15 protein-coding genes are annotated in these 16,583 nt (G+C 36.7%); 2 read left to right on the top strand and 13 right to left on the bottom strand.

The window, feature by feature from the left end:
• Positions 1-20: 20 nt before the first annotated feature.
• The 8 genes from bamA to M23134_RS18935 form a co-directional block, all read right to left on the bottom strand.
• Entirely contained in the window at positions 21-2,528 is a 2,508-nt protein-coding gene (gene bamA, locus M23134_RS18970) for an outer membrane protein assembly factor BamA (RefSeq protein ID WP_002698811.1), read from the bottom strand.
• A gap of 3 nt (positions 2,529-2,531) precedes the next feature.
• On the bottom strand, positions 2,532-3,278 hold the full coding sequence (locus M23134_RS18965; protein ID WP_002698809.1) for an isoprenyl transferase: 747 nt from the start codon (positions 3,276-3,278) through the stop codon (positions 2,532-2,534).
• A 154-nt stretch (positions 3,279-3,432) separates the two neighbouring features.
• Positions 3,433-4,167, bottom strand: a complete 735-nt coding sequence (gene porG / locus M23134_RS18960; protein ID WP_002698808.1) for a type IX secretion system protein PorG — start codon at positions 4,165-4,167, stop codon at positions 3,433-3,435.
• A gap of 38 nt (positions 4,168-4,205) precedes the next feature.
• Positions 4,206-5,210, bottom strand: coding sequence for a DUF6089 family protein (locus tag M23134_RS18955; RefSeq protein ID WP_002698806.1), 1,005 nt, complete (start codon positions 5,208-5,210; stop codon positions 4,206-4,208).
• 53 nt (positions 5,211-5,263) lie between these two features.
• Positions 5,264-6,139: an NAD kinase gene (locus M23134_RS18950; RefSeq protein ID WP_045113881.1), complete on the bottom strand. Its 876-nt coding sequence runs from the start codon at positions 6,137-6,139 to the stop codon at positions 5,264-5,266.
• A 343-nt stretch (positions 6,140-6,482) separates the two neighbouring features.
• The gene (locus M23134_RS18945) at positions 6,483-7,148 is read right to left on the bottom strand and encodes a CBS domain-containing protein (protein WP_002698803.1); all 666 of its coding nucleotides are present in this window, start codon (positions 7,146-7,148) and stop codon (positions 6,483-6,485) included.
• A 633-nt stretch (positions 7,149-7,781) separates the two neighbouring features.
• Entirely contained in the window at positions 7,782-8,297 is a 516-nt protein-coding gene (locus tag M23134_RS18940; RefSeq protein WP_002698801.1) for a CvpA family protein, read from the bottom strand.
• Positions 8,298-8,300: 3 nt separating this feature from the next.
• Positions 8,301-8,753 (bottom strand): GatB/YqeY domain-containing protein, encoded by a 453-nt coding sequence (locus M23134_RS18935; protein ID WP_002698799.1) that lies wholly within the window; start codon positions 8,751-8,753, stop codon positions 8,301-8,303.
• A gap of 105 nt (positions 8,754-8,858) precedes the next feature.
• Between M23134_RS18935 and M23134_RS18930 the strand changes: the two genes are divergently transcribed.
• Positions 8,859-9,572: a pyridoxine 5'-phosphate synthase gene (locus M23134_RS18930; RefSeq protein ID WP_002698796.1), complete on the top strand. Its 714-nt coding sequence runs from the start codon at positions 8,859-8,861 to the stop codon at positions 9,570-9,572.
• A gap of 167 nt (positions 9,573-9,739) precedes the next feature.
• Here M23134_RS18930 and M23134_RS18925 read toward each other — a convergent pair whose 3' ends face one another.
• The 5 genes from M23134_RS18925 to M23134_RS38485 form a co-directional block, all read right to left on the bottom strand.
• Positions 9,740-10,153 (bottom strand): hypothetical protein, encoded by a 414-nt coding sequence (locus M23134_RS18925; protein WP_002698794.1) that lies wholly within the window; start codon positions 10,151-10,153, stop codon positions 9,740-9,742.
• A 185-nt stretch (positions 10,154-10,338) separates the two neighbouring features.
• The gene (locus M23134_RS18920) at positions 10,339-11,565 is read right to left on the bottom strand and encodes a vWA domain-containing protein (RefSeq protein ID WP_002698792.1); all 1,227 of its coding nucleotides are present in this window, start codon (positions 11,563-11,565) and stop codon (positions 10,339-10,341) included.
• Between the two features lie 234 nt (positions 11,566-11,799).
• A complete protein-coding gene (locus M23134_RS18915; RefSeq protein WP_002698789.1) occupies positions 11,800-13,791 on the bottom strand; it encodes an FG-GAP-like repeat-containing protein in 1,992 nt (663 codons plus the stop codon).
• Between the two features lie 160 nt (positions 13,792-13,951).
• Positions 13,952-14,743 (bottom strand): LytR/AlgR family response regulator transcription factor, encoded by a 792-nt coding sequence (locus M23134_RS18910; protein ID WP_002698787.1) that lies wholly within the window; start codon positions 14,741-14,743, stop codon positions 13,952-13,954.
• On the bottom strand, positions 14,715-15,872 hold the full coding sequence (locus M23134_RS38485) for a sensor histidine kinase (protein WP_002698785.1): 1,158 nt from the start codon (positions 15,870-15,872) through the stop codon (positions 14,715-14,717). Before M23134_RS38485 ends, M23134_RS18910 begins: the two co-directional genes overlap by 29 nt.
• A 199-nt stretch (positions 15,873-16,071) precedes the next feature.
• Between M23134_RS38485 and M23134_RS18900 the strand changes: the two genes are divergently transcribed.
• Positions 16,072-16,494 (top strand): hypothetical protein, encoded by a 423-nt coding sequence (locus tag M23134_RS18900; RefSeq protein WP_157558545.1) that lies wholly within the window; start codon positions 16,072-16,074, stop codon positions 16,492-16,494.
• Positions 16,495-16,583: the final 89 nt, after the last annotated feature.

The raw sequence follows: 16,583 nt of genomic DNA, 5'->3' as shown, positions 1-16,583 counted from the left end.
ATTTTTATGTGACAAAATTTCTATCGTAAGATTTGTCCAATCGTAAAGTGAAACTGTCCTTTGTTTGCTCCAGGAGCCCCCCTAACCTCATCAAATCCATATCCCCAGTCTAAGCCAAGCATACCGAAAGCAGGCATAAAGATACGTGCTCCAATACCAGCAGACCTGTAAATATCGAAAGGATTAAAGTTAGCATAGCTACCCCAGTTATTTCCACCTTCAAGAAAACCTAAGATAAAGATGGTTGCTGAAGGATTCAGTGAAATAGGATAACGTAGCTCCATCACAAATTTATTAAAAGCAATACCTGCTTCCTGCCTTCCGTCTGTCAGGCGCACTGGCTGTATACTGTTATTATTATATCCTCGTAAACCAATAATATCGTTGCCTAAAAGAAAGTTTTGCCCTGATAAACCATCACCTCCTAATATAAATCTTTCGAAAGGTCCATACCCAACATCAGCATTATACAAACCTAAGAAACCAAAGTGTGCACGAGTATGGAAAACCAAATCGCCCACTATTGGAGTAAAGAATGATGCATCGAACATCCATTTATGGTATTCTATCAATGCAAACTTTTCCTGGTCAGATAATGTTGTGTAATCCTTGTTGTTAAACAAAGAGTAGGGAGGGGTTAAATTGATACTCAGAGACAAGCTAGACCCGTTACGTGAATAAGTAGGGTTATCAATGCTATTTCGTGAGATTACAGTATTAAATGTAAAACTTTGAGAAATGCCCGCAGATGTAAAAGCACTAAAATTATCATTGTTGTACACCTGATAACCAAGAGAGTTGATCACTGTAAAATAGTTATCTGGCCATTTCAACCTTCTACCTAAACTCAAGGTCACACTTGAAACTTGTAAAGAACCAAGCACCTGATCAAACTGAATATTACGCTGAATAGAATGACTAAGAGATACGGTAAATGAATTGGGTTTACGTCCACCTAACCACGGCTCAGTAAAGGTCAAAGAATAAGTCTGAAACCTTGTACCATTCGCCTGCATTCTCAAGGCAAGGCGTTGTCCATCGCCAGAAGGCAAAGGTCGCCAGTTGCTTAAGCGCCCCATTTTACGCACTGAAAAGTTGTTAAAAACAAGCCCTAGGGTACCAATGAAACCAAAGCCTCCACCCCAACCACCAGATAACTCTATTTGGTCACTGGGCTTTTCTTCTACTGTGTACTCAATGTCTACATTTCCATTTTCAGGATGTGGAACAGGCTTAATGTCTAGGTTTTCGGGGTTAAAATACTGTAAACCAATGATCTCTCGTTGGGTACGAATGATGTTACGTCGGCTAAACTTTTGACCGGGGGTAGTTCTCACTTCGCGTATTACTACGTGGTCACTTGTTTTGGTATTTCCTTTAAGTATTACCTTATTAATAGTGGCTTGAGGTCCTTCATAAATTTGCATTGCTACATCAATAGAGTCTCCTTCTATAGATACCTCCACAGGGGTTACTCTAAAAAACAAGTAGCCATCATCCATATATAGAGAGGTAATGTCTAAACTGGTTTGGCTAAAATTCAAGCGTTTATTTAAGTCTTCCAGGTTATAGACATCTCCTTTATTAATGCCTAAAACTTTTCCAAGTTGTTCATCACTATACAAGTAGTTACCTTGCCAGGTAATACTTCTAAAATAGTAACGACGTCCTTCTTCTATTTTTATATCAATGTATACTAGGCCATCTTTGCCTCTACTTACTTTATCTTCTATAATTCGGGCATCTCTAAACCCCTGTCTATTATAATAAGCAATCAGCTTGGCTTTATCTTCTTCAAAGTTGCTTTGTACATACTTTGATCTTTTGAATATTCTATACCACTTTTTTTGCTTAGTAGCTTTTAACTTTCGCCTTAGTTTTTTATCTGAAAAAACCTTGTTTCCTGTAAAGTTAATACGACGAACCTTGACCTTGCTTTTCTTTACAACTTTGATTTTCAGAATTACACCGTTTGCTACCAATTTATCAGGAATTTCTTCTAAAAAGACTTCAGCATCCAAAAATCCTTTACCTATAAAGTATTCTTTTGTTCTTTGTTTGATATTCTTTTTCTTGGAACTTGTCAAAATTCGCCCAAGCTTAATATTTTCTCCTACTTTATCTCTTTGCCCTCGGGTAAAATTCTCATACTGCACCCTTGTCAGTCGGGGTCTTTCTTTTACCTGAATATTGAAAAAGACTTTATCTCCTTCAACTTTCGCAATTGACAACTTTACATCTCCCAAAATCCCTTGCTTCCATAAGCGTTTTATAGCGCTACTTACTTTAGGTCCAGGAATCAAAATCTTGTCACCTGTTTTTAAACCAGAAATGGAGATTAACACATTGGGGGATAAGTATTTGGCTCCTGTAACGGTAACACCACCTATGATATATTGTTTTGGAGTTCTGTAGTCTATATCTACTACTTGTGCCTGGGTTTGTGTAATAGAAATTACTAATGAGCATAGTATTAGTCCTAAAACTGAAAATCCCCGAAAACGGGGCAATTTAACTTGCTTTTTCATCAATTAATCATTTAATAAATTCACTTGTTCACTAGTCTTACCAAATCGTCTTTCTCGTTTTTGGTAATCTATAATTGCTTCATACAAGTGTTCGCGCCTGAAATCCGGCCATAGAATAGGTGATATGTAAATTTCGGAGTAAGCCAATTGCCAGAGCAAAAAATTACTTACCCTCATTTCGCCACTTGTCCTGATCATTAGCTCAGGGTCAGGCATTTTATCGGTGCTGAGGTATTTAGAAAAGAGGTTTGTGTTAATATCATGAGGATCAACTTTACCATTTTTCACATCATGTGCGATGTCCTTCACTGCATTCACAATGTCCCAGCGTCCGCTATAACTCAAAGCCAATGTCAATGTAAGTCCTGTATGATCTTTGGTAAGCTCTATAGCTTCTGCCAACTCACGCTGACAACCCTTAGGTAGATCATCTCTATTGCCAATAGATTGCAGTTTTACATTGTTTTTGACAAGCGTCTTGACCTCCTTACGTATAGTAGAGACCAAAAGCTTCATCAAGGCTTCAACTTCGGCTTTAGGGCGAGACCAGTTTTCTGTCGAAAAAGCATATAATGTCAGGTATTTGATGCCTAACTCTGCTGATGCCTCTGTAACATCTCTTACAGCTTTTACAGCGTTTTTGTGTCCAAAAACACGACGAGCACCTTTTTTCTTTGCCCATCTACCGTTGCCGTCCATAATAACAGCAATGTGCTGTGGTAAATTTTCAGAATTTATATTATCTTTCATTCAAAGCGGAAAGCTTTAAAATAGTGTCAATTTATAGCAAATTGACACCATTTATTAATCGAGACGCAAGTTATAAAAATGGATTGGTTATTTAAATTCTTATAAAGAATAATTATAGTCTTATTCTTTATTTGTGTTTTTAAGGAGGGAGATATTAAAAAGTTTTAATTTTTATAGGGCAAAGTCTTTTGGGAATTGGCATTACATAGCTAAGCGTAAAACCAGTAAAGAAGTACATATCATTATCGGCAGTATTGCCAGTAAAGTAAAGGGGGTTGCGTGGAGTACCAGCTTGATCTACATTTACTCCAATATCATCAATAAAATCAGTAAAAGTTTTACGGGCGCCAAACTCCATCCCCAGGTTGAGTTTATCATTCAACATAAACTTCATGCCTATACCTATTGGGATAGTGATAGAGTATAAGTCATAAGTAGGTAGAAGATTATATCGGGGAGACATTTTCATACCACCCACACCAACAAAAAGATAAGGAGTCCAGGTTTCAGGAAACTTGAGGTTGCGTCTAAAATCTCTAAAGTTATATTCTATCTGTGCAGATAGCTCCAGCAAGTCGGTCTGAAAGAAATGTCCCCGCTGTTGAGATATAAAATCAGTACCATTAGCATCGGTACCATCAACTTTTCCGTAAGTAAAGTTTCCCCTGATACTAATAGATCGGCTAAAGTTTCCACGATAAAAAGCGCCAACCGCTATACGATTTGCAATATTATCTATCTGATGTAAGTTAGGAAAATATTGGGACATTTCACCTTTGTAGCTGGCAAGTCCAGCCATTATCCCTACCTCATGTATTTGTGCTTTTGCAGGAGAGTAAACCAATACAGAGGCTAAAATAGCTATGAATATATATTTGAGAGATTTCATTCTACACAATTTTCTAAAATGTATAAGTATTTGATTGATTATCTAATTTGAGGACACTTCAAACCCACATTAATGATATAGGATAGTCTGATACCAGCTACAAGATAAATATCATTGTTTCCAGCTTCCCCTCTTTTATCGCCTTTGCTTCCAAAGCCAGCAATCGTATTGTAAGGGTTGCCATCACTACCTACGTAAGTAACTCGAGGGCTTACTTGCTCTAGAATACGACTCAAGTCTGGCTCACGGCTTCTGCCTGTTACAGCATTGTTTGTTTCTAGTGTACGATTAGATAATGAACGAACCAAATCACTCTGTAAGTCACCCATATCGGGGTAAGTGCCACTTACATCATCTATCTGATCAAAGAATAAATAACGAAATGCCAATTCAAACGAAAGGTTAGTACGGTCGTTGAGTTTCCACTTTACCCCTGCACCAAAAATAAGTGCCGGTTGAATACGGGCATAAGGCTTGGCGTAACCTTCTACACCTGACTGTTGCCCTTCGGTACCTAGTGGCTGAAGAGCTACCCATTTGCCCCCAAACTCATCAGAAGTTTTGGCCTTGGGATTATGATGAAATACAGCAATTCCCCCTAGGATGTAAGGAGTAAAGTTAGCCCGACGGTAATATTTTCCGCTGCTTCCTATAATATTATACTCACCCACGAGCGATAATTCCTTAATATCGTTTCGAAAGTGAGTATTACGCATATAGCGATAACGGTGTCGTGCATTGTTTGGACTTGCAGAGATAAAATCGTCGCCACGTAAACGACCATAAGTAAATTCTAGGCGTACATGAAAATTACTACTAAGTTTTCGTTGTACATTGATGGCAATACTTGGACGCAAAAAACGCCATTCGGGAGCCACATATTGGGTCAAAGGGTTCATATCTCCAAAATAGTTGATCGTACCCACTTGTGCCCCAACTGTAATAAAACCTTCGGTAACTCTTCTGTTAAACCTTTGTGCTTCTACGTTGTAACCAGCTAATGATAATAAAGTGATAATTAGCAGTATCCTATATTTATTCATACCACATTTTTTTTACAAAAATACCTATTTAACATTATCATACATACAAAGTCTTAGTTACGAATATCTAACCCCCAACTAAGTTTTCTTCGCAATGTATTTAAAAAATTATCTTCATTCATTTTTAGCAGCTGTGTTCTAAATCGCTCTTTTTTCACTGCTATCTGTACTGATGCATCTATTACTTTAGAACGAGAATCTAACGAAACCAAGAAATTTTTACTTCTGCCTTCTATCTCGAATGATATAATGCTGTCATCTGAAATAATCAAAGGCCTTACGTTTAAGTTATGTGGGCTAATTGGCGCAATGATAAAGTTGTTTGATTCGGGTAGTACTACTGGTCCACCACAACTTAAAGAATAACCTGTAGAACCAGTGGGTGTTGAAACGATCAAACCATCTGCCCAGTAAGAGTTCAAGTATTCACCATTGATATATGTGTGTACCACAATCATTGACGAAGTGTCTCTTTTTGTAATTGCCAACTCATTCAAGCCAAAATTCAAGCCGTCAAAAATATCAGTGTCAGACTCTAGGCTTACCAAACTTCGCGAGTCTATACGGTAATACCCCTTGCATATACTACTGATGGCTGCCCCTATTTCTTCTGGCGCAGTAGTTGCCAAAAAACCTAAACGCCCTGTATTGATGCCCAAAATTGGTATTTCTTTATCTGCTACTTGGGTCACAGACTCAAGCAGAGTGCCGTCTCCCCCAAGACTAAATAAGAAATCTGCACCTTTAAGATCATCCTTATTGGTGTAAATAGAAGTACTCAAAGGATCAACACCTACCTCTTTCAGAAACTCATAAAATATTGATGACACTTGTACATCAATCCCTCTTTGTTTTAATTCTTTAAACATTCCTTGTACATAAGGCGTAGTTTCTGTGCGAAATGTTCTTCCATGTATGGCAATATTCATTCGTTCAAACTATTTGACTAACGAAGAAAAATGTATCATATTGAATAATTACCCTCATTGATAATATAAGAATAAATTATTGCTACATAACATACACTTTCCAGACTATGAATCAAGCAAATTCCAGATTTATAACTTGCTGGTATATTGTGTTTTATTGTTAATATTTTGAGCGCAAAGAACCGTCACCATCTGTATGGATAGTGAATGGTGATATATTAAAGAATGGTGATAATAGAATGATCTGTGTTATTTATATTATAACAAATACGACTCAGGTCTTGTTTAGTTGTACACTCAAACCTAACTTTTACAACTTTTTGAAAGAATACTAGTTTAACCGTTACAAATCTAAATATCTGAATAAAATATCCAGACGTTCTTTATCTATTTCCTGGTTTTCAGCGGCTTGAAATTTAGCTATAATTCTGTAGCTAAACCGTTCAAAAGTAGAAATGATACGAGCCAGGTCTGTTTTATCTACTTTTATAGTTACATTGATTTTTGATGGATCTTGATTGTCTGTGGCAATATAAGTACTTAAAATCTTGGCATTGTTAGATTCGACCAAACGGCTGATCTCTGTAAGTGAGTAGTCTCTCTGATCCATCCATAAAACAAAGATACTGCCGGGCTCTTTCATTGCAGTAGATTTTGCAAATGCGCTTAAGGTATCATTCATTGTAACAACTCCTAAAAAGTTATTTTCTTCCCCTAACACAGGTATTACATCTACCCCATAAGTATCAGCTACCTTCAATACGTCGTAAAAGTGCTGGTAATAAGATACAAATATGTCTTGACCAAATAACTGAAGGTCTTTGATCAAAGCATTTTGATTGTTGTATTTGTATATAATATCTTCACCGATTAAACCTATATATTCACCATTATCAACTACAGGAAGCTGATTAACACGTAATTCTTCCATCCAGGTCAACCCCTTGTTTATAGAGTCTGTCGGTTTTAATGGTGGAATCATGTGATTAATTAGCTCTTCGGCGATCATAATTTTCTTATTTAAGTTTATTTTAACAAGCTATGCCAAATAAGTATTTGGCATGACTGAATTATCTTTATTTGTCTTTTATGATAATTTTATTGTACTATTCGGCACTCAAAGTAACAACGCTAAAGTCAGAACTTTAGGTATCTGCTTAAATTTATTTATATAAGTTGCATCAACCCAATACATGCATTTTTTTGAACAATACTAACACTATTACTAAGCAATATTTATAACCAGTACTGAAGTAGGTGTTAATATAGAGCATTTTTTTCATCTATTATAACATCATTTTTACCCACTTATTTGTAAGGTTTGATAAGCGAAAGAAAACAGGCTATTATATTAATATTTCTTTTTAATAATGTTTCAATGGCTTGCTTCCAAAACACATCTACTAGCTAAGACGTAAAATAAACATAAACCCCTGATAATTCAAAACAAGTGCTTTTGGCAAAGCGTAAGTTTTAAGTAAAAAACAGAGAGAATTCTTTAGAGGTTCATCTAATGAAAAGAAAATGTTTGAATGGTACAGTGAAAATATAGGCAGTTCTCACGTTAAAACCTTGAAAATTATAGAATGATTTATTTGATTTCAAGGCTTTTCTGTATTGAATCTACACTTGGTAAAACAGATTATATAGAGTTTCGAATCATATCTGAGATATTGTTTTTGTTTTTCTTCCCTGCTAATTCTTTCCCTATCTTTTTGATAGTGCTATACAAAATAGATTTTTTCTCCATTTTGGCCTTAAAACTTCCAGTTCCTTCTAGAGTCCAAATTAAAAATGTCATGATAATGGCATATTTGAACAAACCAATGACTGCTCCAATAATATTATCCCAGCTTCCAGGAAAGTCGTAGTCTATTTCTGTTTTAAAGTGATCGCCAATCTTATCTAAAAGGACTATGGCTAATAGCGCACCTAAAACAAATACAAGTCTGGGGTATGCTTCTACACTGAACTTAAAAGCGTGTTCGCGCAAAAGGCTTAATAATAAACCTACTACTTTGAAGCATATAATGAAGGCAATAGAATAGTGCAAGATGCTTACCACTTCTGACAGTAGCCCTTTTCTGAAGCCAATATAAGCTCCCCATGCCATAGGGAGCAATACCATTGCATCTAGTATTAATGCTGCTATTTGCATATTTTAGTTTGCCAATAAAGTTTTTACCATACTGGCAATTGCTTTGCCATCTGCCTGGCCAGCCAAAGCTTTAGAGGCAGATCCCATCACCTTGCCCATATCTTTAGGGCTTGATGCTCCTACTTGTTGAATAATTTCTTTGAGTTTTGCAGATAGTTCATCCTCTGATAATTGTTTGGGCAGGTACTTTTCAATGATGGCAATCTCATCTTCTTCGTTTTTTGCCAACTCAGCTCTACCTTGTTCATGGTATATCCGGGCAGATTCACGTCTTTGTTTAGCTGCTTTGCTTAAAAGCTGTATTTCATCCTCCTCGCTTAGCTCACCAGTTTTGCCCTCTTTGGTTTCTTCTAATAAAATTAATGATTTAATTGCACGCAACGCACGTAAAGACTCTTTGTCTTTTGCCCTCATAGCATCTTTAATATCAGCATCTATTTGGGTTTTTAAACTCATATCTTTTTAGTTTTAGGTTTTTTCTTGGATTATTTGTTTTATATACTGATTTATAGAGTGTTTTGATTTTGAATAATAAAGTAAATTTACATAAAAACTACTAAAATGACCAAACTTAGTGTAAATATCAACAAAGTCGCTACTTTAAGAAATGCCAGAGGTGGCAACAACCCTGATGTAATAAAGGTAGCACAAGATTGTGAACGATTTGGCGCACAGGGCATCACAGTTCACCCACGCCCTGACGAACGGCATATCCGCTATCAGGATGTAATGGATTTGCAAAAAGTGGTAACCACGGAGTTTAACATTGAGGGTAATCCAAATGGGCGTTTTCTGGAGTTGGTTAAGAAAATAAAACCAACCCAAGTAACACTGGTACCTGATGCAGAAGATGTATTAACCTCAGATACGGGCTGGGACACCATTAAGTATGAAGTTTTTTTGACTGAAACAATTGCAGAGTTAAAATCTTATGGTATGCGTACTTCTATTTTTATCAATCCAGCAAAGGATTTAATAACAGGAGCGGCTAAGGTAGGAGCTGACCGCATTGAGTTTTATACAGGCCCTTACGCCGAACAATACAGCAAAGACTGTGAACAAGCCATAGAAGCTTATGTCGAGTGTGCTAAACTTGCCAATAGTCTGGGGTTGGGAATCAATGCAGGGCACGATTTGGACTTAACAAACCTGCAATATCTTAAACACCAAATCCCTGCGTTGAAAGAGGTGTCTATTGGGCATGCATTGATTTGTGATGCCTTGTATTATGGTTTAGAAAATACTATCCAAATGTATTTGAGGGAGTTACAATAAAGGCATAATAAAACCCTCTTGTTGTTACTTTGGTCTAAGGTTAGACCTAACATCAAGAGGGCAGTTTTGTTTTTACAATGCCTGATATTCCAACATAAAGTTACATTGAAAGTTTTTATGGGTAAATAACAGCTATTATTTATGTCAAAGAATGTATAAAGTAAATTTTAAACACTGCTTAACCATCTTATAGCAGCCCCTTCATCTTCAAAGTTTTTATAAGTAATTCCGCCGTCAAAAGCCATCTCAGTTTGTTCTGCTGAAAGCGAAGCAAAAATGTTGCTCGATACAATAGTAGCGGCGTGCTTTAGTCCTAAACTAGCCGCTTTAGGCAACCACTCTTCAGCTATCCATTTGTCTATACCTACCGGGTAAGGACCTTTGATTGCGGTGTTATAGTTTAAAACTTTAGTTCTACCAGTAGCTTTAATTACTTCTAACTCTTTGAGCATTCCTGCTTTTGACCTTTCAATCTTCTGAAAGCCCTGCCAATGTACAGTAATCCAATCATTATCAGCTGCAGCTTCTATTTCAAAGTATACTTTGACATCTTTTAAACATTCTTTTGGGTAATGAGTCATATTGGTTAAAAATTACAAGTTAAGACATTACTTAAAAGCAAGAACAATTGATTAACATATAGCCATACAAGTTACTTACTTTTAAAGGATGGAATTATAATTAATTATTCTAAATTTATATAAAAACATTTTAGGGAGAACAAGTTCAGTAATTATGTTACCCATATCCATTTTATCAATGGTAATTATATCATTTTGACTTTTCTTCCAGGGAAGTCGCGTAAATATTCAAGGTCAGATCCTTCTTTACTGATGAGCCACAACAAAGGACAAACAGCCCTTACTGTAGGGTTTGAAGCATAACCATCTGTAAAGTAAATTAATGCATCGGGGCGGTATACATCATTGGCATACTGCAATGGTGGTTCAAAGGCAGTTCCTCCTCCTCCACTTACTGTTTTAGGGGTTTTACCACTATAATAATACTCTGAGTGAATAGCAGTGTCACACTCTATTACAAACACTTCTGTTCCTTGTTTCCATATATGGTATACTTCATTAAAAAAATCTTTAAGTTCTTCCATATTGATACTTCCAGAGGTATCTATAGCAATTAAGAGTTTTTGTTTCTTTTTTACTTTAATGCCAGGGTTTGTGCCATACCTTTTAGACGGTCGTCGCAGTGTATTTCTGATTTCGGTGCGACTACTGCTATTGGCAAAAAGCTTTAATACCCTTTTCCAATTTACTATTGGCACCATAGACTTTTCAAATTCTTCGAGGTATTGCTGTAAACCTGCTGGTAATTTGCCAAAATCTTTAGACTTTACCCTCTTCAACGTATTTTCTAATGCTTGGTTAACCGCAGCTTCGGCAATATCTTTTTCAGCACTTGATAGTTTATCTATTTCTTTCCAAAAAGAGTGGCGTTTTTGGTTTTCAGCATCCTGATCCAAAAAATTCTTCAGGTTTTTCCAAGCCTCATTGCCTTCTGCTTCCTCCTCATTTTTGCCGTCAGCAAATTTATTGTACAAATCAAGCAGTGCATTATAATAATGGTTGACGTGTTGATGGGGCTCTAGGTTTAGCTCAGGAAAATTACTTAGCAGTACAGCTCCTTCAATCAGTTGGTTAGCAGCCACATACTGATTTACAACTATATCAGCAGCTACATTAAAGATGGTTTTTTGGCTAAAGCTTTTGTAACGGAATATATGTTTGAAAACGATGTGTAAGATTTCGTGTTTGATTCCTCCATACTTAAAATCTTCGTTGGTAAGCGAATCTGTCCAAAACTTAGAGTTAATATACAAAGTAATCAAGCTATTGTGATACCCCACAGCCAGTGTATCAATTTCTTTACTTACTTTTTTTATCAAACCTGTAAAAAAGTGTCCATAAAAAGGCTCTTGTAAAAGTAATTGAATACTTACTTTTGACACGTCCTCTAATATTTGTTCGTCGTTTTGCATTCTTTTCTCCTAGTATAAACAATAACTCCAATTTAATACGGTAAAAAGTTTGTGTTAGCTATTGTTCGTGGTTGTTTTTATCAAAAAAATAAAAATTGCTCTCTTCACAAATATACAAAATTTAAAAGAATGCCTATTACTGCCTGACTATAGTACTTAAACAAAAAAAACTGACCCTGAACGTATTGTACAAACACGCTCAGAGTCAGCTAAATAAATAATTTACTTACAATATTACATTTTCAATACCCTAAAGCTTTTAGACGCTCCATTACTTAACAGTAAAGTTATAGAGTAGGTGCCTTTGGGCAAGTGTTGGCTTTGCCATATTGTATTTGATTGCCCCTCTTTAAACTCCTGACACCCTATTTGCCGCCCTTTCACATCATATAAAATCAGTTTTTTTAATTGAGATTTATCAGTGTAAACTCTAAGATAATCAACAAATGGGTTAGGATAAATGGCTACTTCGGGTAAAAAACCTCTATCTACCCCGTTAGGGTCAAGTACTTGAATGTAATTTGGGCGGATAATTGAATGACTACCTAACGCATTGATAATGGTCAATTTTACGGCATACGTTCCTGCCTGATCATATATGTGGTTTGGGTTTTCATCCATTGCATCTTCTGTTCCATCACCGTCAAAATCCCAGCTATAAGCAACACTTTCGCTGGTGTCAGTTAGGCTTGTATTTACAAAACTTACTGTTTCTTGAATATTATATTGAAGTTTGGCTGTTTTGAAATTTACTCTCAAAAAGCCTTTGGTTACAGGCTCTTGAAAAGACATAAATTTCTTTGTTTGTACATTAACAAAGTGTTCTTTGATGCCTAAAGGCCACTCTATCACCAAAGAGTCTACTTTTTGGGCATCACCCAACCCAAAGTGCACTCTTAGGCTATTTTGACAGTTATACCCTGACTGAGCAGAAATTTCACGCATTTGCCATATGCTTTTACCTCGCATAGTGGCTTTTACTCTCACTTTTGCACCTATTGCCGAGGCATTAGATACGACACCCTTCAACGAAATATTAAGCCAGTGGTGGTTGTTTCCCTTGTTACGATATAAACCATTAGCCTCTGCTTCTTTGTAGGTATTGGCAGTTAATAAATCCAAGTCACCATCGTTGTCATAATCTCCTAAAGCAGCCCCAAAGGTAGCTCCCTGATAGGTAGTCACTGGGTCATTGGTTACTTTGGTAAAGGTTCCATTGCCATTATTCAAGTAGAGAAAGTTTTTCACTTTGGTGTCAGTAAATGTAGCATTCGCTACAAACAAGTCGAGGTCACCGTCGTTGTCTATGTCACCCCATATAGACCCAAAAGAATAAGCCGTTTCCTGTACTCCTGAGTTAGTAGCCTGAACAAACCCACCCTTCCCATCATTTTGAAACAATTTGTTTTTTCCTTTAAAATTTGCTACAAACAAATCAAGGTCACCATCATTGTCATAATCGCCCCAAGCACTGCTCATAGACGATGCCCGTGAAGTGACCACTGCATGATTGGTAGATGCACTAAAACCTTTGTCTCCATTGTTGATGTATAATTCATTGGTAGCATTTCCTTCATTAGATACAAAAAGATCTAAGTCATTGTCATTGTCAAAGTCCACCCAGTTAACGCTTCTGGAGCTTTTGGTGGCCTTAGACACTATTTGGCTGTTATCTACAGTAAAACGCCCATCTCCGTTGTTTTTAATCAGCACATTGCGTTCTCCTTCCGAATTGGTTACATACAAATCCAAATCACCATCTTTGTCATAATCTGCCCAGCAAGCTGTTTCTGAGAATTTGCCCGCAATAATGTTACTATTTTTTATTTGGGTAAAATTTCCTTTACCATCATTAAGGTAGAACAAATTGGCTTTACCATACCAGTTCACTACATACACATCTAAGTCTCCATCATTGTCTACATCACCCCAAGTGGCACCATCAGAGGGCATCTTATCCTGCACCAAAGGGTCGTTTGTTTTTTTTGTAAAAGAACCGTCTTGTTGGTTGATGTATAGGCTATTATTTTCTCCTCCTTTTCGTCCATTAGACACAAAAGCATCTAAAAATCCATCTCCATTTACATCAACCCAAGCAACAGAACGCGAAGCAGCAATATCAGAAGCAATGGTTGAGCTGGTAATCTTTTCAAACTGTTGAGCCACTGCTATATAAGGCAGTACACAACATAAAAAAGCAATTAGGTATTGGTTAAGTGTTTTCATTGGGTTATATGATTTGCAAACCTTGGTAAAGTTTTCACTACTACGAAGATTAGGTGCTATTACCTTTATTTGAAAAGCAATTAAACATATAACTTGCTATTTGTCAGGGATCAATCGGCTAACTGAGTGTTTTTCTCGGCCAACTGTTAGGGGCTTATCTTTATTGAAATAGTTGTTGTACTTGAGTCTTGTAAGTACGCCCTGACTTGTATTTTTGCCCATTTTTCATCACAAAAAAATACTCTCCGTTAAAGTGTGGCACTACTTCTTTGATTTGTCTGATAGGTAAAATATAAGACCGATGAATCCGGAGAAAATCTTCTGGGTTCAGGCGAGCCGCAGTTTCCTGAAGGGTAGTATTCACCAAGCTTTTATTGCCTGCATGGTGTACTTCTATGTAGTCGCTTGCTCCTACTATAGCTTCTACTTCTACAATATCTATAAATACTATTTTATTAGCTTGACGTGCCACAAACCTACTCAGGTAAGTATCATTACTGTCAATAAGTGTAGGCTGAACTTGTGCTTTAAGTTGACTATAGTCTTGAGCCAGTTGAAGTAATTTATCTTCCACACGATTCAGTGAAGCTTGTTGAAACTTACTTTGCACTTTTTCAATCGTTTGATGAAAGCGCTTTTTGGTAAACGGTTTCAGCAAATAATCAATGGCGTTAAGTTCAAACGCGGCAAGTGCATATTCATCGTAGGCAGTTACAAACACCAAATGTCCGTAAAAACCCGCAAACTTTTGCGCCAGGCTAATACCTGTCATTCCTGGCATTTGAATATCAAGAAACAGTAAGTCGGGTGTTTGAGTATCTATTAGTTTAAGCGCTTCCTCCCCATTACTGGCTTCGCCTACCACTTGCAGACCAGTATGTTCTGCCAATAAAATGTTTATCATTTCACGGGCAATGGGTTCATCATCTACTATCAATACTTTGATGTTCATTTTGGGGACTTGTTTTAAGTTCTTTGTCCTGATACGGGAAATATAACACAGTAGAGAACCCTCCTTCATTTTTGACTTCAAGGTCTAAACCATGTTTTTGCTTGTATAAACTATCTAACCTTTTACGGCAATTTTGTATACCTATACCTTCTTTCAATGCTTCTCCATCTTTTAACCCAACTCCATTATCTGCTATTTCTATATAAAGCGTCTCATTTTCGCACCTTACCGACAAAGAGATGCACCCCTTGTTCATATTAGGCACTACCCCGTGTGTAATAGCATTTTCGGCAATAGGTTGAAGTATAAATGAGGGAACCAAAGCACTTTCGTAGCATTGGGGCACATTAATGTTTAACTGACAATCGTCTCCGAATCTTATTTGATGAATTTCAAGATATAAACGCATCAGTTTTATCTCTTCTCTAAGGGGGATCAGCTGTTGATCGTTGTAATGCAATGTAAGTCTCAGTAAATCACTAAGTTTAGCAATCATTTCTAACGATTGGTCATAGGCTTCTTTAATGATTAATCCAGAAATGGTATGCAAAGTGTTGAATAGAAAATGAGGTTTTAGCTGGCGCCTGAGCAACTCTAGCTTTGATTCGGTTAGCTGCTGTTGCAACTGGCTAAGTCTGACTTGTTGTTGTTCACGCTCTAGCTGCAAATGTTTGGCGTTTTGCCAGTGTCTAATAGCCGTTGTAATACCCGCTAGGGCAAATACAATCAATATATTAATGTGGGTTTTATAGGTAAGTACGTTGAGGAGTATAGCAGTAAAAGGCTTGGCTTGGTCAAATATGGGATATAAAAAGTAAGCCAGTAGGGTTTCAAACAATACTTGAGCGACAGATATTAAAAAAGCGAATAGTATAACATTGGTAATGACACGCCAAGTTTGTTGAACTTGCCCCAAAAAATACTGCAATGCCTGTAGCACATAAGGGGTCATCAATAGCCACATAACCCAACTAATATCCCATATTAATATGCGCCCCATGGGTACTGGTCGGTTATTTACTTTATAAAAAAATACACTCTCGCTAATGCTTACACTAGCCACTATTAACCATAGAATAATACTGGTCACTACTACATATTTACGCTTTATAATCTCTGTTTTATCCATTGATTTTATTCATTGTAACCAGTGCAATGTATCACTAAAATGCAGAAGGCATTGCATATATTTTGAGTTTTCTACCTTGATAAAATATATTTTTACGATTTTAGCTTCAAAATCGTTTGTACAGTAATGTACTGTTAACCCTTTTTGATTTCTTAGTCTTATGGTAATAAACTACAGCTTTTTTATAATTTTTTATACAATGACCAACCTCGTTCCTGCCGATGTCCAGCATTTTCAGATGGCGTGGCAAAGCTCTACGGTGCGTACGATGCGTATTAACTTTGAAAAAACCGATGGTCGTTGGAAAATGACTCCCAGCCGGGCAGAGGATGACTATGTGATTTTGTGGACAGATAAAAAAAACAACCTATGTATACAAATGAAAGAGAGTGAAGAACAGGTACATAAAGTATCTTTGGATGAACACATAGGCAAAAAAGAGCACAAAAAGTGGCATAAGTTGACATACTTTGAGCTCAAAAACCTGGATAATAAAGGCGGACCTGTAAGGCTTGATATAACCGAACGAGGTAAAAACTTTGTACAATTAAAAGTGAAAGGCCAAAAAGGTGAATTGCAAAAATTTCAAGGTATTAAACTTACCTGGAAGTCAAAAAAATAATTTTAATTACAAACTCGTCTCTATTTTTTGAATGTTTGCGAAAACTATTGCTTTTGTTGAGTGAAGAGAAGGTTTTCCCTGGCAGACTG

The sequence above is a fragment of the Microscilla marina ATCC 23134 genome, assembly GCF_000169175.1.
GTDB lineage: Bacteria > Bacteroidota > Bacteroidia > Cytophagales > Microscillaceae > Microscilla > Microscilla marina.
The sequence above is the reverse complement of the archived record's forward strand: the minus strand, read 5'-3'. Positions and strand labels throughout refer to the sequence as shown.